The following is an 18,182-nucleotide window of genomic DNA, read 5'->3' on the forward strand; positions in this document are numbered from 1 at the left end:
GCTTTTTACTCCGAGCTCAATGCCACTACAGGGTCGAGATGCGCAGCTTTACGCGCCGGAAGATAACCGAACAGGAGCCCCGTCCCCACGGCGCACGCGAACGCCAGCACGGTCGGCCCCGGCGTAAAGGCTATGTTCACGCCGAAAAAGGACAGCACGATACCCGTTGTGTACCCGAGTATGACGCCGACGATACCGCCTATCGTGCACACGACCGACGCCTCGGTGTTGAACTGAAGGAGGATATCCCGCCGCCGCGCGCCGGTAGCCATGCGGATGCCTATCTCCCGCGTACGCTCGACGACGCTGACGAGCATGATGTTCATCACCCCGATACCCCCGACGAGGAGCGAAATCGCCGCGACCGCCCCGAGCAGTATCGTCAGGGTGTTCTGGGTCTCGGTGGCCATCGCCAGGAACGAGGCGGTGTTGCGAACCGAAAAATCGTCCGTCCTGTGCCGCGCCAGCAAAAGCTCGCTTATCTCCGTTTCCGTCTCCTCTATCCGGCCGACGTCCTCTACCTTTATAGTGATCCCGGTCAGATAATTCGACCCGAATATGCGGACCAGCCCTGTCGTGTAGGGCACCCACACGGTATCGTCCTGGTCGCTGCCCCACGGGGCCGCACCCTTGGACTCCATGACGCCGATAACTTCGAACGGTATATTGCCGACGAGTATAAATTTCCCCACGGGGTCCTTGTCGTACGGGAATAACGTCTCCGCCACCGTCGTCCCCAGCACGATCACGGCCGAATACGAATTGACGTCGGCCTCCGTAAAAAACGTGCCGTCCCTGACCGCCCAGTCCCGCGCGACGGGAAACCCGGCCCCGACGCCTTCCACAGTCGTCGCGTAATCGATGTTGCCGAACCGGAGCGTCTTGCGGCTGCTCCGCGACGGCACGACGGTCACTATATTACCCAGCCCCTCGCCTATCGCCTTGGCGTCGGCGGGCACCAGCGTCGCGATGTCCCCCGACGACCGTATCCCCGCGCCCCCGGGCCTCACGTATAAGATGTTGGTGCCGAGAGAGCTGATGCTCTCCAGCACGTTCCGCTTGCTGCCCTCGCCGATCGCGAGCATGGTGATCACGGCGGCCACGCCGATAATAATGCCCAGCAGCGTGAGCGAAGTCCGGAATATATTCACCCTCAAGGACCTGAGGGCCATTTTGACGGACTCCATAGTCTCCACAGCCAGGTTGGCGACGCCGCGCCCGTCCTCCCCGGCGGCCCCCGAAGGGGATTCGATCATTTCTTCAGGGCCGTCGTCGTGCACGACCCTCCCGTCTTCGAGACGTATCTGCCTCCGTGCGTGGCTCGCGACTTCCTCTTCGTGCGTGATGACGATAACGGTGCGGCCCCTCCTGTTGAGCTCTTCGAGGAGGGCCATGACATCCTCGCCGCTCTTCCTGTCGAGCGCCCCCGTCGGCTCGTCCGCCAGTATCACGGGCGGGTCGTTCATCAACGCGCGCGCAACGGCCACCCTCTGCTGCTGCCCCCCCGAAAGCTCGTTCGGGCGGTGGTGCAGACGCTCGCCCAGCCCGAGCTCCGTCAAAAGCTTCCGTGCGCGCTCCTTTCTTCTCCATCCCTCCATACCCGCATAGAGGGCCGGCACTTCCACGTTCTCCCCGGCGTTGGCCGTGGAAAGGAGATTGTAGCGCTGAAAAATAAATCCGAACGTGTTCCGCCTGAGGGCCGCCAGCTCGTCCGGCGACAGCCTCGACACGTCCTTCCCCGATACCTCGTACAGGCCGCCCGTCGCCCTGTCCAGCATCCCGATAATGTTCATGAGGGTGGACTTCCCCGAACCCGACTGCCCCATGATGGCGACGAACTCGCCGGGATGGATTTCGAGGCTTATATCATCCAAAGCCTTGACGGTCGCGTCCCCGCTGCCGAAATAGCGCTTGATATCTTTCAGCCTGATAAGTGGTTCAGCCATTTATAACCTCATCGGCATACGCCTGCCCCCGGCCTCGCCGGGGACGGCCTTGACGTTCTCGAGGACGCGGTCCCCGACGTCGAGCCCTTCGACCACCGCCGCCTGCGTACGGTCCGATAGCCCGATGATAACGGTCCTGGCCACGGGCCCCGAAGGCGTCACGACGTACACCTCGTACGCCTGCCCTTTCTCGTTATCCTCTTCCGGCACACGGCTGCCGAGCGCGCTGACCGGTATAAGCGGCACGTCCTCCGCGCTGGCCAGCACGAAAAACGTCTGCGTCGTCATGCCCGGCAGAAGAACGTGGTCGTCGTTATTCACGTCTACAAGCACGTTATAGAGCACGACGTCGTTGATTTCCTCCGGGGTCGGCAGTATCTGGCGCACCTTCCCCTCCCAGCGTCTCCCCCCCGATCCGAGAGTCGTAAAATACATGGGGACGCCTACCTTTAGCTTCATCACGTCGGCCTCGGCCACCTCCGCCTTGGCCGTCATTATGTCCAGGTTGGCTATCTGCACTATTGTCGGGGTCGTCTGGTTGGCGTTGATCGTCTGCCCCTCCTGCACGAGCTGGTCTACTATCGTGCCGTCCATCGGGGCGTATATTTTGGTATAGCTGAGGTTGGTCCTATCGGCTTCGAGCTGGGACTGCGCTTCCTCTATCTGCGCGTCGAGCGACAAGACCTTCGCCTTCGCGACTTCGAGGGATATCTCGGTGTCCTGCATCACTTCCTTGCTGACGGCCTTGTCGTCGTAAAGGTTCTTGTAGCGCTCGAATTTCCACTCCGCCTGCTTGACGAGAGCCTCCTGCTCCGTCTTCTCCGCCTTGAGCTGATTGAGCCGCGCCAGGGTGGCCTCGACCTGCGCTTCGTAGATGTCGGGATCGATCTCGGCGATGAGGTCTCCCGTCCTGACGTCGTCGCCGATATCGACGTGCATTATTTCGACCTTGCCCGATACCTGCGCTCCGACGTCCACGTAATATCTCGGCTCCAGCGTCCCCTGCGCCGTCACGAGGGACTGAATACCGCCGAGCTTTACCTCCGCAGTGTTTGCGGCCCCGTTCGAGGCGGCGTCCGACTTAAGGTATAACCATGCGCCCCAGGCAATGCCGGCAACCGCACAAACCACGACTAAATAAAGCAGCCTCTTAACGTTCTTGTTCATCGATACCCGCCGGGTCTCATTTGTCTTTATATACGTTGTGAAATGTATAAATCCTTCGATACAGAATATTCTTTTTCCGAAGACGCATACTATCGGGTTTTACGGCGTTTATTCAGATTTATTCAACATTCCCCGGGGAGAGATCATTCCGGCACGGTGCCCGAAATTTCATTCGATACGACACCGCCTCAGACTACATTGGTTTTTATCTTTGAAATATTGTACCGGGCTATGGAGGAATCCTCGATTCCGATATCGAAATTTAGTTCCTTTCCCGCTGCGGCAGACAAACACCGCTACAAGGTTCATTATGAATGATAGATACAATATCACTGCTGGAGATACAAAGCGGCAGCCCATATTATCGAGATAGAGCTATCTAAGAGTAATGACGAAAATAAACATTCATCTTTGGACACAGCAAATCGACTTCAAGATGCTGTTTATTACAGCCTTAGTCGCGACTTTATCTGTAGCAATTATAACAATTCTAATAGCATTGAATATTTCAGACTGAGGTAAGGAAGATGATTATAATCGTGCATGTAATTTATAGGTTTCCTTCAAGAGTCTCAATTATTTTTTCTATCTGATCAATTCTGTATAAAATATCGATTCTGCTTACGCATTCTTCGATAGCTATTTCAAATGATGCAGTGTTACTATTTTCTCTTTTTATTTTCCCGATTGCTTTAGAGCTGCCCATGATTACCTGTCTGATTTTTTGTATTTCTGAACCTATAAACTTAAGATCATGCATTACCGATTCTCTTGTCACATGTTCAGAGTTATTACTAGTTCCCATGATATATAAACCCCCTAAGCTATAGATTCAAAATACTAATTAAACCCGGGACAAACCAGATTACAAATCGATAATATATCATTGATTTGCTAAGCGGAGTGGAATGGAATACGCAACAGCACTCGTCGCATGAGCTCCCGAATATCCCGAGGGTTCCATTCGAACTATCGCTGGAAATCCGGCACAAGAAATCGCCCCTCTCGTAACTTCCCCATTAAGGTGTTAAGGCTGATATGATCCGGTTTCTGTACATCTTTCATGCATCCTCATCCTTGTTAGAAGTTCATCATAGTTACTTGTGATATTACTGTCAATGACACGACCTGATTGACAGGGTTATGTGTGAGCGATTCGTCTGATCTATGGACAAGGATGATTTATAAAATTGATGACCGATTTACGTGATTGCAATAAGTTCAAATTAATAAAAGTAAGAGAGAGGGCTAGAAAGCAACTTCCTGGTTTTATTGGTAGCGGGGGGAGGATTTGAACCTCCGACCTTCGGGTTATGAGAGCTAAATTTGGATAATGCGTGAAATTGCGTTAAGAAGTTCTAGCTTGTGTATCGTACCGTAAATACCCTACTTATTCAAAAGTTGATAGTATATATTATACCAATGAGTAGCGTTAAATAGCGAAATAGTCAGATCGAGCAGGTGACCATTCAAGTGACCACAGAAAACAGAAAGCTTAGAAGTCGGCCGTCATTTTCTGGAGTTAATTTTAAGCTGAACAAAGAGTGGCTTGCCGCTTGTGCTGGCTGGGAAGTGGAAGGGAGGGCCTTAAGACAACATCCAGATAAAAAAACGATTCTCAACGAAGCGGAAAATCTTATAAATACCCCTAATCAATTAATCGAACGGACAAAAATAGACCCATCGGTCATGGAGACTGACAATGGCGTTATTGTAGCGCTAAAACTCTTGAGTCACTTTTCTTGTGCACCTAAATCTGAGAGATCAAAGCAGGCCGCAGATATATTACGAGCGATTGGACGTCTAGATCTATTACCCAGAACGGCAGGAGGTCGACCCGAAACAAACAAGACTTTGAACCTATGGCTTTATTTCTGGCGATATGAGCCAGAAGATTTAATTGATGCCGTAAACGATTACAAAGTGAGGTTGTTATATCTCTTAGGGAAATGCCCTGAAAAGCATGGGCGCAGACAATTAGACGCCCCTAATAAAGTTTTTACACCCAAAGGAAGGCCGCCTATTTATGAATGTTGTATTGAGCATGCTTTCACGGCCGAAACAGGTGAACCGCTTCCAAAAGAATTTGACAGTTATATGTCAGCCACCCCGGATTTAAGCTATATTACACTCCTTTTTTTCCATTATAAGTTTGATGTGCCATTTTGGAAATTACTCGCTTTTTATCGCAGAATTAACGAAAAACGTAAATTTCGTTTCGATCGGAAGGTTACAAAAGAAACAAAACTTGAGTCAGAGTTAGAGCTAAAAATCGCTCGATTTCCTCCCCATCGATACCCATTTTTCGATTTTAATATAGCGGGATATAGGGGACTCGACGATATACCCCAAGACCCCGTAGAGCGGAAAAATATTTTTGAACAAACTCTATTGGGAAGTATATAGGCAATTCCCTAGATGAAATTTCTAATATTCTCAGCCCATTAAACTGTCTACCACCGTAGATGCCTTCCAGTCATTATCGTATTAAAAAAAAACGATAAAGAGGATGAAACATGACTGGAAAGCGGTTAATCGATAAGAAACAACTCGGGGAGAAACATCCCTACCTTTCTAATCAGTGGAGACTCAATTACTTAATACGAACAGGTCAAATTCCGATTGTGAGAATAGGTCGGGGAAGAGGCAGAATCGCATTCGAAGAGTCAGCTATAGATCGGTGGATCGAGGAGCATACTTGCAGAGAGGTGTCTGAATGAGTGGAGTTATACTAGAAGAAATCGAACGGTCTTTGTTAAACGCTATCATAGAGGGCGACATGAGCTTTGACGATCTTAAAGGTATGGGTCTATGCGCCGAAGACTTCAGCAGTGAGACTCACCATCTGATATTCGAGGGCATGGGACGCTTACATGAAAAGCGCGAACCAATAGACGTCCTGAATTTATGTAACGAACTCGACGGAACTTCAAGGCCAAACGGCAGGGCGTGGAGTAGCTATATTACGAACGTTCTAGGTGTAGCCCTTCAGATAGGCGACATCACATATCACGTCAAAAAAATCCAAGAGGCTTCCCGACTAAGGAAACTTTCTGAGGCCGGCTATCGTCTTTATGAGGCAGCACAAAAAGGCGACGCTGAATCCGTCCACAGTTGGCGAAAAAAAATCACAGAATTTAAAACGCCGCAGGAGAAGGATACTGAGGATAAGTGTATTGCCCTGGCTCATCACGACCCGAGACCCAAACCGTGGATAATTAAGGACCTTATTCCTGACGGGTTTCCGAGTATGATTTATGGAGCAGGAGGCATGGGGAAAAGTTTTCTCGCGGCGTACTTGGGAATTGAGGCATGTAGAGGTGGGCAGAGTTTTATGGGCCATAGATTCCCCGAGGAGCCCCTGAACTCATTGATTATAGATTACGAGCTTGATGTGGATGTCCAGACAGAGAGAGTGTCGAAAATCGCCAGTGGTTTGAACCTCGATGGGATACCCGACAATCTTTACTACTACACTCCTACGAAAGCTGCAACCCAAGCATTGCCAGAGTTTCGAGGACTGATCAAGCAACACAACATACGTTTCGTCATAATTGACAGTTGGGGAGGCTCAGGAGTGGATGGTGGCAATCCCGAAGATACGACCGCCTTCCTCACAGATCTTCGGAATCTGAAGATAGCAACCCTAATACTCGACCATCAGGCAAAGACTCAAACCGGTGAGAGTTACGATAACAAGACTGCCTTCGGTTCCGTTTACAAATACAACATGTGTAGGTCCGTCTTCCAGCTATCAAAGATAGGCGAGAGCCAAAATCCGATGACGCTACGGCTGAGACACAAGAAGAGTAACTTTGGCCCGGAGGTGGACGACCTCGTTTTCGATGTGCGTTTTGAGGGGGACCGGGTTCTGTTTACAGAGTCGAGTATGCAGACTCCAGAGGAGCGAGACCTGGAGCGTATCTGCAAGGCTATTGCGACTCTAGAGGTAGAGGGAGAGAGGGTTAATCAGAAGAAACTCGCCGAATGCTTAGAAGGAGTAATAGGCCAAAAGCGATTAAGGCATTTGCTGGAAAAAGGAGATGATGTACTCTGGCAAACATTGCCCGGAGAACGAAACGAAAAGATATATAAATTGAGAACGGCAGAACAGCAATCTAATAATAAGTGCTATTCTGAAATCCTCAAGAATAGCGCTAAAATCGAAAATTACGAACTTCCGAGGTGTTGATTTGATAGATAGCTTGAGAGTCGAAAAAGAGGCTATTACGATCGGTGTGTTAGAGGCTCTTGAAAAGCGATCCACGCCTGGGCTGTATGACTTACTTTACGTTCATGACCGCAAACTCGATAACAGGATCAACCAGCTCGAATATGATATTGACGAGAGTTTTCAAAGCGGCGCGGCTTTAACCGAACTCATGGAAACATTTAGTGGGGTTCTGGGGGCTCATTTAAAGGGGAATATGGCTATTTCAGAGTACGACTTTGGGGAACCCACCATCGTCCAACACAATAGTCAAGCGGATAAAAGAGATGCAAACGCGAGAGTGTCTCGAGAACGGCAGAACGGCAATGATTTAATAACTGCATTTTTGCCGCTCTGGAACTGGCCAGTTTTGACCATTATTATAGCGGTAGCCTACTTTAAATATTACAGTTTTTGGGTGGAGGCGTTTTTTGGTGAATAAGAAGCATATCAGGCTAGCATCGGCGAGAGACGTACACAAACTCCTATCAAAGATGATAAACGAACGAAGGCGAGGAGAGATAGGATCAACAGAGTGTCGTGACATTGGATATCTCGCTAAGATACTTTTGGACAGTATAGAAGCAGGGGAAGTAGAGGAGCGGCTCGCGGAGATAGAGAAGAAGTTGGAGGAGAAGGAACATGAGTGCGAAGGCTAAAGTGAAAGCTCTGGAAAAGAAGTTGAAGAAAATCAAGGAAGCAGAGGACGAGCTAGAAGTTAGCATCGAGCCTGTTGTCTGCAATTGTCCCATAAAAGACGAGGAGGATTGGGAGAGTGAATGTCCGGCCTTTCACGGCGGGACCTGCAAAAGTATTTCAACAGGCTAAAATGTAGTGCGGGGCCGAAAAGCGATTTTAAGGTCTTTTTATTGCGAGTCTTTAGTTGGGTTTTCTTCGATAGAGAAAAGGCCACATTGTTTAAGTTAGAGGGCCAATTCGGGCCACGAAATAAAATCTATATATTTTGTATTTTATATAACGGTTATATCTATCAAAATATTGTCGAGTTTTAATCTAATCATATTGAATCTGTACGCACGAAGGGCAGTAAGGTCGGTCCCATTTGGCGTTTAATTTATAGAAAATCATGCTACGTGAAACAAATCCTTAGTAAAATAGTCTTTAAAATAATCCGTAAATGTCATTTCTCTTTAGTTTTGCCGGTAGCAATGTCCAATTTCTGGATTAAAAATGCTTTTTCCTGAAATATTTAACACTGATCTTGCACCTGTTATATCATGTGTTATAATTCAATTCTACTTCTTGGCTACAGGCTAGCAGCAAAACTGGAGGATCTACCTTGTGGATCGAACAGTACAATTTTGTGATACTTATCAAGGAGGTCCGTATACAGCTTGACCTTAGCCAAGAGAATCTCGCGAGGGAGATCGGGGTAAGCTATGCCACGGTCAACCGGTGGGAAAATGGGCGGTTTCTGCCATCCAGAATGGCATTGAGATTTGTTGAAACCTATTGCGATAAAATGATCGAATTGGGAAGACTACAACTGCCTGAAAATCTATAAAGGAGTTTTTATAAACTCACCTAAAGCCAATAAATGAGCTGACATTTTGTGATTCTGGGAATTTCGTGGAAATGAAACGGGATACTCTGGAACAGGCTCGTGACAGCCTCTTTATTGATAAAATTCAAAGTACATTCAAGGCAGCCGACGCCGATTTACTTAACCAAGCGTACACCTTTTCTCAGGAAAAGTCATGTGGTGATAATTTAACGGGTTATAGGGCAGCCAACCTGCTTTTTGAACAAAGCGCAGACGCGATCACAATCGCCAGCGCCCTGCTTGCACCCCTTATATGGCAAGACCTGATTGATGCCGCTTTTGTCCGGGAGCGATACGGTCCCGACGTCGCCATAGCTGTTGAAGATCTGCATGGTGCATTTTTCCCACCTTTAGATGCCCAGCCTGTAGATGTGAACGCTTTATTGGCCTCCATGACTGGCGTCCCGCGAAAAGCCATTTTATACATTACATTTCGATTGTTGGGTTTGGAATGCAACACCGATGTATCCGACCCAACCGTCCGGAAAATGGCACAAGAGACCATAGACTTTTTGGTGCCTATAGCCGATCGTTTGAGCCTAGGGAATTTACGGCACTGTTTGGAAGACGCATGTTTCCGCATACTAGATCCAAATGGATATGGAGAACTACAGGATCTTGTTAAGCCAATCCAGTTGGAAGACGAGAAGTGTCTTGGAATTCTTCTGACCGGCGTAAAACAGCTTCTAGTAAATAACGGCGTAAGGGGCAAGGTTGAGGGACGTACCAAGAGTCTGTATGGCATACATTCCAAAATGGCACGCACAGGAAAGAGCTTGGACGAAATCATGGACCGTATTGGTATACGGGTCATCGTCACTTCAGTTCCGGAATGCTATACAGTACTGGGTATTGTGCATTCGCACTTCAAGCCTATTCCCGGCACTTTTGATGATTACATAGGACTACCAAAAAACAATGGATATCAATCCCTTCACACCTGCATTTATCCCGTACGAGAAATCTCTCACAAGCCCATCGAGTTTCAGATACGCACCGAGTTGATGCACCGGGATGCCGAGCATGGAACGGCAGCGCATTGGCGTTACAAAAGCAAAGCAGACACAGCAACGTGCAATCAACAGCAAATGCAATGGATGGAAGGACTTATCCGTCAGCACCAGGAAGCAAACAGCATCGAAGCATTTATCGAGAGGCTGCATAGACAGGTATTCCGAGATCGTTTGATAGTTTTCGGAAATGGGGGGCGAATTGTTCGCCTGGCAGAAAACTCTACAGTGAGGGATTACCTCAAAATCATTAATGCTCCGGCCCCGCAAGATATGAAGGTGAAAGTTAATGGTCGAGTAGAAACCATAGAATACACTCTTCGGGATGGGGACTCCATAGAAGTGCCTGTGAACAGTTCAACGACAAGTTCTGATTTTAATGCTTATACAATGCATAACCCCTTTTTCGTTGCTGAAAAACAACTCTCTATTAACACAATGGTTAACGACGAGAATTCATCAGCAGAGACTATGGCATGTGACGAATAGCAGGAGAATCGATATGCTCGAATCAGGTAACCATTCTTCCTATCCACACAAAATAGCTATAATCGGAAACTATTTGCCACGCAAATGCGGTATTGCGACATTCACAACCGATTTGCTGACCAGTCTTATACAAGAAAATCCGACTGGCGAATGTTGGGCAGTGGTAATGAACGATACCCACGAAGGATACAGATATCCGGCACAAGTGCGTTTCGAAATTAACCAGCTTGTCTTGCCGGAATATCGGCTTGCAGCCGATTTCTTAAACACGAATCGCGTAGAAGTGGTTTGTCTCCAACATGAATTCGGGATTTTTGGTGGTGAGTGCGGTGCACATGTATTAGAGTTGCTTGGCAATCTGCGTATGCCAGTAGTTACCACACTGCACACAGTACTACGATCCCCTTCAGCTGCACAACTGACTGTTGTGAAGCGTATCGCGCAACTTTCAGATCGCTTGGTGGTTATGAGCCATCGAGCTCGTGAAATACTTCAGAATGTGTATGGAATCACTCGTGCAAAGATCGCACTTGTTCACCATGGCATCCCCGATGTGCCATTCGTTGATCCAAACTACTATAAAGATCAATATGGTGTAGAGGGGCGAAAGGTCATCTTGACATTCGGACTGCTTTCTCCCGGCAAGGGCATTGAAACCATGATCGATGCTCTGCCTGCTGTCGCGGCGCGCCATCCGGAGTCCGTTTACATAGTTTTAGGTGCAACACATCCTCATGTAAAAAAGGAACAGGGAGAGTCCTACCGGTTGTCCCTGCAGCGTCGGGCAAGGGAGCTAGGAATTGGAGACAATCTGATTTTTCATAATCGTTTTGTAGACCTTAAGGAGTTGTGTGAATTTCTCGGGGCGGCAGATATCTATGTGACTCCCTACCTGAACAAAGAACAAATAGTCTCCGGGACTCTTGCTTACGCCTTGGGTAGTGGTAAGGCCACCATTTCTACTCCTTATTGGTACGCGGAAGAAATGTTGGCCAATGGTCGCGGACGATTGGTACCGTTCATGGACTCAGCAGCGTTAGCTGAGCAGGTCAACTATCTCTTCGACCACGAAGTGGAGCGCCATGCCATGCGTAAAAGGTCCTATACCTTTTGCCGGGAGATGATCTGGAAAGAGGTGGCCCGTCGATACTTATCACTTTTCAACGAAGTAAAAAGAGAACGGGCAAGTGCTCCCCGCCCGGTATTCAGAGCTAAGACAATGGACTCAGCTCCCCGTGAGCTTCCTCAATCCAAGCTGGATCATATCATTCGTCTTTCAGATGATGTCGGCATTTTACAACACGCAAAATATATTGTTCCTGACCGCTATCACGGTTATTGCACAGACGACAACGCTAGGGCGCTGATCGCCGTACTGATGGCTGAGGAGATAATACCAGACAGTGAAACTATCACCAATCTCGCTTGCACTTATATTAGTTTCCTACATCACGCTTTTAACGAAGAATTCGGCCGTTTTCGGAATTTCATGGGCTACGACCGCTGCTGGCTGGAGGAGGTCGGATCGGAGGACAGCCATGGACGGGCGGTCTGGGGATTGGGCGAGGCAGTGGCCTTGGCGAAGTCGGAGGACATCCGGGATGCAGCACGAGATTTATTTGAAAAGGCGTTACCCGCCTTATATGAATTTACTTTTCCGCGAAGCTGGTCATTCGCTCTAGTAGGTATCCACGATTATTTGAGTCGATACAGTGGAGATAGTGAGGTCCGCCGAGTCAGGGAAATCCTGGCGGAACGGCTCTTCCAGAAATACATACAAAACGCTTCAGATAATTGGCCTTGGATTGAAGACAAACTCACTTACGCTAATGGCAAAATTGCACAAGCCATGATCCTAGCCGGCAAGGATATGGATCGCACCGATATGCTACAGGCCGGGCTGCATAGTTTGGAATGGCTCATGTCGGTACAAACAGACCCCAGAGGACACTTTGTTCCAGTCGGAAATAACGGTTGGTACCCCATAGGTGGAACAAAGGCAAGGTTCGATCAGCAGCCTATCGAAGCACTAGATATGATCGAGGCTTGTCGTGAAGCGTATGAAATCACAAACGAATCGAAATGGGTCTCCCACGCTCAGCGTTGTCTGGAGTGGTTCCTGGGCCGCAACGATTTAAATGTACCCCTATATGATTATAAAACTGGGGGGTGTTGCGACGGACTCAATCCTGACGGACCCAATCGCAACCAGGGAGCAGAGTCTTCTCTAGTCTGTTTTCTCTCCATTTTCCATCTCTACCGTATGCGCAGCAGCCAAATCACGGTGGAGGCCGGGGCTGAAAGAAATGCTATCAACCACGAGGAGCAAAACATCCATGCCAACTAAGCCTATCGTGATGGTCAGTTCCTTTCCCCCGCGCTTGTGCGGCATCGCGACCTTCTGCGAGGAGGCCAGGGAGTTTATTCAAAAAGCCAACCCAGACCGGGATGTGTTTGTAATATGCCACTCTGATGGCAAAGGCGCCGGGGTGTTTCCCATAATAGACATGACCCAACGCGACTGGTGGTGGCCGGTAGCAAAAAAAATAGAACAACTGGACCCCTATGTAGTACATTTTGAACACGAATATGGTCTTTATGAATACCACGATACAAGAGGAGTGGGTGACGGCAACGAAGGTTTTCTTGATCTGCTTGAAGCAATCGGCGATACACCCAAAGTTGTAGAACCGCATACGGTTCATGGGAGGTTGAGGGATACCGAGGCGGATTTCATATACAAGTTGACCCGGCGCAGTCACGTGGTGTTGTTTAAGTGCCATTATCAAAAATGGCGATTGGATTGGACCTTCCAGGGTATGCAGTGGCCGACACCACGCAATATCATAGTTGTGCCTCACGGTGCAAGGTCGGATAAACGCTGGGGAGCACACGAAATCCCGGCGCTGCGAAAGGAATTCGGTTTGGACAAGATCGGTCTGTCCGACCATGTGGTTGGAATGATCGGTTGGATTCAATCTAATAAGCGCTGGGATATTTTACTTTCCATGTGGGAAGATATTCATGAAGAGATTAAGTCGCGCACCGGACAGACATGGGATCTATTAGTTGCCGGCGCCATGCGAGATCCCAACCACCTAAGAGATTATGAGGATTGGAAATCGAATATCCATGTGTTAGCTGGGAAGGGGCTAGCACATTATCACGAGTTCATTCCACGCGGTGACGAATATTACAAGTTAATGGCAATATGCGATTTCATTGTTCTTCCATCTACGGACGAAACTCAATCCGGCACCCTGGCGCGAATCATAGCCCTGAACAAGCCCTACGTCACCACGGCCCCCATGGAAGGTCTGACCGCTCAGACCCTGGAAAGCGAGGGTGGATTGCTATTCACTACCAAGGAAATGCTGCGCCAGAAGGTGATCAAGCTGGCAACGGATGAAAAGTTGCGGGTGGAGTTGGGAGAAAATCTGAAAAGATACCTTGAAAATGTGGTTTGTTGGGAAGTAGTGGTCCGTCAGTACAACGAGACTTACAAGCTAGCACGCAAGGCTTCCAGGACAGGACAGCCAGTTGTATTAGATTTGGAGTTCTAATCAGGAGTGGAGAAAAATGAATCCATTAATTTTCAGGGAATATGATATTCGCGGTATAGTGGGTAAGGATTTTGATATTAATGACGCGGAAGCAATCGGCCGTGGCTACGCAACCTATATAGCTGAACACGGGGGTAAAAATTGCATAGTGGGCCATGACTGCAGATTGAGTGCACAGCCAATCAGGGATGCACTTACAAAAGGCATAACTAAAGGTGGTGTGAATGTGATCGATCTCGGATTATGTCCCACACCTCTTCTTTACTTTGCAACACGACAAATGCATGCCGATAGCGGGGTCATGATTACAGCTAGTCACAATCCACCGGAATATAACGGATTCAAGCTTTGCTTGGGATCTGACACCCTCTTCGGAACAGAGATCCAAAAACTTAAAAGGATAATTGAATTCGGAAAGTATACCTCAGGAAATGGATCGCTGATTAAATACAATCCATTGCCCGAATATTGCGACTTCCTGACACATAATATTCAACTGGAACGGCCAGTCCGCGTCGCCGTAGACGCCGGGAATGGAACGGGTGGATTGGCAGCCGGACCTGTGTTAAAACTGCTGAAGTGCCAAACTTATGAATTGTTTATGGAGCCGGATGGAACATTCCCCAATCATGAGCCAGATCCTACGATGCCAAAAAATTTAGAAACATTATCAAAAACCGTTATTAATCAAGGATTTGAACTGGGTGTCGCTTTTGACGGGGACGCGGATCGTCTCGGGGTGGTGGATGAAAATGGACGGATCATTTATGGCGATATGCTGTTGGTCCTTTTCGCCCGAGAGATCCTTAAAAACCACCCTGGAGGCAAAATCATTGGGGAAGTTAAATGCTCTCACATCATGTATGACGATATTAACCGAAATGGCGGTGTATCAATTATGTGGAAGACTGGACATTCGCTCATAAAGAAGAAGTTGAAAATGGAGAATGCACTTCTCGCTGGAGAGATGAGTGGGCACTTTTTCTTTAAGCATCGGTACTTCGGATTCGACGATGCAATATACGCTGCCTGTCGTCTCCTGGAGATACTGTCGAAGGATAGCAAATCGTTATCCACTTATTTGTCAGATCTGCCAAAAACTTACAACACTCCGGAAATTCGCATAGATTGCCCTGATGAGAAAAAATTCGAGATAGTAACAAAAGTCAAACAAGTACTTTCTGCAAATTATCAGACAATTGATATCGATGGCGTTAGAGTGATTTTTGAGGATGGCTGGGGGCTAGTAAGGGCATCCAACACAAGCCCCGTTATAGTGCTTCGATTTGAAGCCGAATCGGCATCGCGACTTCAGGAAATTCAAAATCTGGTTGAGGCAGTGATTGATAAGGTGAAATCGGGATCGCAATAGAGAGCAACAAGTTAAAAAGAGAAATATCTCATGATAGATACTGGCATAGTCGAACTCCAAATGGAAATACGCGCGTATTTACCCAAACCAGTAAGTTAGCCTATGGATTCTCCCTAGGCGATGTTGCAGGTTACTCATACAAATCGAATTTTAATTATGCCATAGAAAAAGGAGAAATCTTAAGGAGTTAACCATGAAGATTGCTATGCTATCGCCCATAGCTTGGCGCACACCACCCAGACATTACGGCCCATGGGAGAATGTGGTCTCCCTTCTGACAGAAGGACTGGTAGCTCGGGGAATCGATGTGACATTATTCGCTACTGGCGAATCACAAACCACGGGCCAACTAAAAAGCGTCTGCCCAATGGGTTATGAGGAAGACGGCACGATGGTGCCCAAGGTATGGGAATCTTTGCATATTTCTGAACTGTTTGAGCAAGGAGATGCCTTCGACCTAATTCACAACCATTTTGATTATCTGCCTCTGACATATTCTGGTATGACTTCAACACCGCTGGTGACCACTATCCATGGGTTCTCTTCCCCCAAAATTCTCCCGGTTTACAAAAAGTATAACGGTAAATGCTTTTATGTTGCCATTAGTGAGGCTGACAAGTCACCAGAGCTTGACTACGTCGCCACCATCCATCATGGCATCGACCTTGATCAGTTCACATTCAGGTCCGATCATGGTACATATTTGCTTTTTTTCGGTCGAATACACCCTGAGAAAGGTACCGCAGAATGCATAGAGGTGGCCCGGAGAACCGGCATGAAACTCATTATAGCGGGTATCATCCAGGACCAGGCCTATTTTGATACTAAAGTTAGCCCTTATTTAGATGATGACCGTATTACCTTTATTGGCGCCGCTGCGCCAGAAAAACGCAACAAGTTGCTGGGTGGCGCGTATGCCCTGTTACACCCCATCAGCTTTGATGAACCATTCGGACTTTCTGTGGTCGAATCTATGGCATGTGGTACTCCGGTACTTGCTTTTTCAAGGGGTAGCATGCCTGAAATTATCGCCCATGAGAAAACGGGGTTCCTAACCACTGACATTGACGGCATGGCCCAAGCTGTCAAACATGTCATGGATATTGACCGTCGCATGTGCCGTGATTGGGTAGATACACGCTTCAGTGTGAACCGAATGGTGTCGGATTATATTCGGGTGTATGAAACCATTATCGGTCAAAACAGGCGTCAGGACCACAGACCCTGGGGATATTATGAGATTTTATCCGACAAGCCCGATCACAAGGTCAAACGGATCACAGTCTACCCTGGGCAACGACTGAGTTACCAGCGCCATTTCAGACGTTCCGAGCACTGGTATGTACTTAGCGGCACAGCTGTGGTGACTAAAAATAACGAGGACATAGAGCGAATACCCGGCCAAGCCATCGATCTCCCTGTTGGGACATGGCACCGCGTACGTAACCCTGGATCGGACAACTTGGTATTAATTGAGGTGCAGACTGGAGATTACTTCGGAGAGGATGATATTGAAAGATCAGAAGATGACTATGGCAGAGTCTAACGGACAGAGCATTAGTTTTTGCATAAAATACCCCATACTGGGCTGACATGATGTGCCATGCCAGCTAGAAACCAACGCAGTTGGGTTTATGCTGATGTGACTAGACCAATGAACCTTCAAGGATAGTGAAAACACAATGAAATTGCAGAACTCTGTGACGTCCGTTGGGATTGTGCAACGATCAGGTGGATTAGAATTTCTCAAATCCCATAATCTTATTAGCCGAGATGAGGTGTCGAAATGAATAGTATTAATAAAAACCTCGTTGTCATTATTATGGCTGGTGGCGTCGGCACTCGGTTCTGGCCACTAAGCACGCATATGAGACCAAAACAATTCATTCAACTTTTTGATGACCGAAGCCTACTACAAAAAAGTTATGATCGAGTGCGGGGCTTCGTGCCGAATGAGCGCGTGATAGTGTTGACCAACCGGCAGTTCACGCCACTGGTCCGCGAACAACTTCCTCATATTCCGGAACATAACATTATTGGAGAACCAGAGCGTAAAGACACTGCCGCTACGGTTTGTCTCGGCATGCTTATCGCCAAGAAACGCTTCGGTAATCCAATAATCGTTATTTTAACATCTGACCATTTGATCGAACCAATTGACCGATTTCAACAAGCACTACTTTCAGCAACGAAACGGGCAGATGAAACTGGAGCGCTTTACACATTCGGAATCAAACCAACCCATGCGGCCACCGGCTACGGATACTTGGAGGTTGGCAAAAATGTTGCCGGAGAAGACGAAATAGAACACTTCAAGGTTGTCTCCTTCAAGGAGAAACCTAATTCCTTACTGGCCAGTCAGTATTTGAAGTCCGGGAGGTATTTGTGGAATTCAGGGATGTTTGTATGTTCTGCTGATGTCCTTTACAAAGAATTCATGTTGAACATTCCTAAGCATTTGAGACATTTGACCAAGGCCGTTGAAAAGATGGATACGGACAAGTGGGAATATGAGCTGGAAAAGCAATTTGCTTTTCTAGACAAGATTTCCATCGATTATGCTGTAATGGAAAGAGCACAGGATATACGCTGTGTGGCAACTGATTTTTCTTGGAAAGATGTTGGAGGTTGGTTAGCAATCCAAGACTTTATTGCTCACGATGACAATGCAAATTATTTTAGAGGCAAAGTTTACTCACTTGATGCCACAAGGAATCTGGTCTTTTGCGATCAGGCCCAGGAAACGTTGGCTTTAGTGGGAATCAGCGACATAGTTGTTGTTCGCGCTGGTGAAAAAACCCTTGTCGTGACCTTCCCCCCTTTTTTATACCACAGCAAATGAGAGTTTCCCGTTCATTTTA

At 47.8% G+C, this 18,182-nt stretch carries 15 protein-coding genes; 12 read left to right on the forward strand and 3 right to left on the reverse strand.

Annotated features, from left to right (window positions below; translation table 11 throughout):
• Positions 1–5: 5 nt before the first annotated feature.
• The 3 genes from PKC29_13625 to PKC29_13635 form a co-directional block, all read right to left on the reverse strand.
• The gene (locus tag PKC29_13625) at positions 6–1,946 is read right to left on the reverse strand and encodes a MacB family efflux pump subunit (protein ID HML96458.1); all 1,941 of its coding nucleotides are present in this window, start codon (positions 1,944–1,946) and stop codon (positions 6–8) included.
• A complete protein-coding gene (locus PKC29_13630; GenBank protein ID HML96459.1) occupies positions 1,947–3,113 on the reverse strand; it encodes an efflux RND transporter periplasmic adaptor subunit in 1,167 nt (388 codons plus the stop codon).
• A gap of 550 nt (positions 3,114–3,663) precedes the next feature.
• Positions 3,664–3,918, reverse strand: coding sequence for a hypothetical protein (locus PKC29_13635; protein HML96460.1), 255 nt, complete (start codon positions 3,916–3,918; stop codon positions 3,664–3,666).
• Between the two features lie 668 nt (positions 3,919–4,586).
• Here PKC29_13635 and PKC29_13640 point away from each other — a divergent pair.
• The 12 genes from PKC29_13640 (at position 4,587) to PKC29_13695 (ending at position 18,163) form a co-directional block, all read left to right on the forward strand.
• Positions 4,587–5,519 (forward strand): hypothetical protein, encoded by a 933-nt coding sequence (locus tag PKC29_13640; protein HML96461.1) that lies wholly within the window; start codon positions 4,587–4,589, stop codon positions 5,517–5,519.
• A 310-nt stretch (positions 5,520–5,829) separates the two neighbouring features.
• On the forward strand, positions 5,830–7,305 hold the full coding sequence (locus PKC29_13645; protein ID HML96462.1) for an AAA family ATPase: 1,476 nt from the start codon (positions 5,830–5,832) through the stop codon (positions 7,303–7,305).
• A 1-nt stretch (position 7,306) separates the two neighbouring features.
• A complete protein-coding gene (locus tag PKC29_13650) occupies positions 7,307–7,765 on the forward strand; it encodes a hypothetical protein (protein ID HML96463.1) in 459 nt (152 codons plus the stop codon).
• On the forward strand, positions 7,755–7,982 hold the full coding sequence (locus PKC29_13655) for a hypothetical protein (protein HML96464.1): 228 nt from the start codon (positions 7,755–7,757) through the stop codon (positions 7,980–7,982). Before PKC29_13650 ends, PKC29_13655 begins: the two co-directional genes overlap by 11 nt.
• Entirely contained in the window at positions 7,966–8,151 is a 186-nt protein-coding gene (locus PKC29_13660; protein HML96465.1) for a hypothetical protein, read from the forward strand. The genes PKC29_13655 and PKC29_13660 overlap by 17 nt, the downstream gene beginning before the upstream one ends.
• 472 nt (positions 8,152–8,623) lie before the next feature.
• Positions 8,624–8,848, forward strand: coding sequence for a helix-turn-helix transcriptional regulator (locus PKC29_13665; GenBank protein ID HML96466.1), 225 nt, complete (start codon positions 8,624–8,626; stop codon positions 8,846–8,848).
• A 71-nt stretch (positions 8,849–8,919) separates the two neighbouring features.
• Positions 8,920–10,386 carry a hypothetical protein gene (locus PKC29_13670; GenBank protein ID HML96467.1) on the forward strand — a complete coding sequence of 489 codons (1,467 nt, stop codon included), beginning with the start codon at positions 8,920–8,922 and terminating at the stop codon, positions 10,384–10,386.
• Between the two features lie 13 nt (positions 10,387–10,399).
• On the forward strand, positions 10,400–12,733 hold the full coding sequence (locus PKC29_13675; GenBank protein ID HML96468.1) for a glycosyltransferase family 4 protein: 2,334 nt from the start codon (positions 10,400–10,402) through the stop codon (positions 12,731–12,733).
• Positions 12,723–13,949, forward strand: coding sequence for a glycosyltransferase (locus tag PKC29_13680; GenBank protein HML96469.1), 1,227 nt, complete (start codon positions 12,723–12,725; stop codon positions 13,947–13,949). Before PKC29_13675 ends, PKC29_13680 begins: the two co-directional genes overlap by 11 nt.
• Positions 13,950–13,965: 16 nt before the next feature.
• The gene (locus PKC29_13685; GenBank protein ID HML96470.1) at positions 13,966–15,321 is read left to right on the forward strand and encodes a phosphomannomutase/phosphoglucomutase; all 1,356 of its coding nucleotides are present in this window, start codon (positions 13,966–13,968) and stop codon (positions 15,319–15,321) included.
• A 193-nt stretch (positions 15,322–15,514) separates the two neighbouring features.
• Positions 15,515–16,867: a glycosyltransferase gene (locus tag PKC29_13690; protein HML96471.1), complete on the forward strand. Its 1,353-nt coding sequence runs from the start codon at positions 15,515–15,517 to the stop codon at positions 16,865–16,867.
• Between the two features lie 240 nt (positions 16,868–17,107).
• Positions 17,108–18,163: a mannose-1-phosphate guanylyltransferase gene (locus PKC29_13695; GenBank protein HML96472.1), complete on the forward strand. Its 1,056-nt coding sequence runs from the start codon at positions 17,108–17,110 to the stop codon at positions 18,161–18,163.
• Positions 18,164–18,182 lie beyond the last annotated feature (19 nt).

It is taken from the genome of Thermodesulfobacteriota bacterium (assembly GCA_035325995.1).
Classification (GTDB): domain Bacteria; phylum Desulfobacterota_D; class UBA1144; order Nemesobacterales; family UBA2774; genus JADLGH01.

Coding starts and splice junctions, on each gene's coding strand:
- PKC29_13625 (HML96458.1), bottom strand. CDS start 1,946: ATGGCTGAACCACTTATCAGGCTGAAAGATATCAAGCGCTATTTCGGC.
- PKC29_13695 (HML96472.1), top strand. CDS start 17,108: ATGAATAGTATTAATAAAAACCTCGTTGTCATTATTATGGCTGGTGGC.
- PKC29_13680 (HML96469.1), top strand. CDS start 12,723: ATGCCAACTAAGCCTATCGTGATGGTCAGTTCCTTTCCCCCGCGCTTG.
- PKC29_13675 (HML96468.1), top strand. CDS start 10,400: ATGCTCGAATCAGGTAACCATTCTTCCTATCCACACAAAATAGCTATA.
- PKC29_13645 (HML96462.1), top strand. CDS start 5,830: ATGAGTGGAGTTATACTAGAAGAAATCGAACGGTCTTTGTTAAACGCT.
- PKC29_13685 (HML96470.1), top strand. CDS start 13,966: ATGAATCCATTAATTTTCAGGGAATATGATATTCGCGGTATAGTGGGT.
- PKC29_13635 (HML96460.1), bottom strand. CDS start 3,918: ATGGGAACTAGTAATAACTCTGAACATGTGACAAGAGAATCGGTAATG.
- PKC29_13660 (HML96465.1), top strand. CDS start 7,966: ATGAGTGCGAAGGCTAAAGTGAAAGCTCTGGAAAAGAAGTTGAAGAAA.
- PKC29_13630 (HML96459.1), bottom strand. CDS start 3,113: ATGAACAAGAACGTTAAGAGGCTGCTTTATTTAGTCGTGGTTTGTGCG.
- PKC29_13690 (HML96471.1), top strand. CDS start 15,515: ATGAAGATTGCTATGCTATCGCCCATAGCTTGGCGCACACCACCCAGA.
- PKC29_13670 (HML96467.1), top strand. CDS start 8,920: ATGAAACGGGATACTCTGGAACAGGCTCGTGACAGCCTCTTTATTGAT.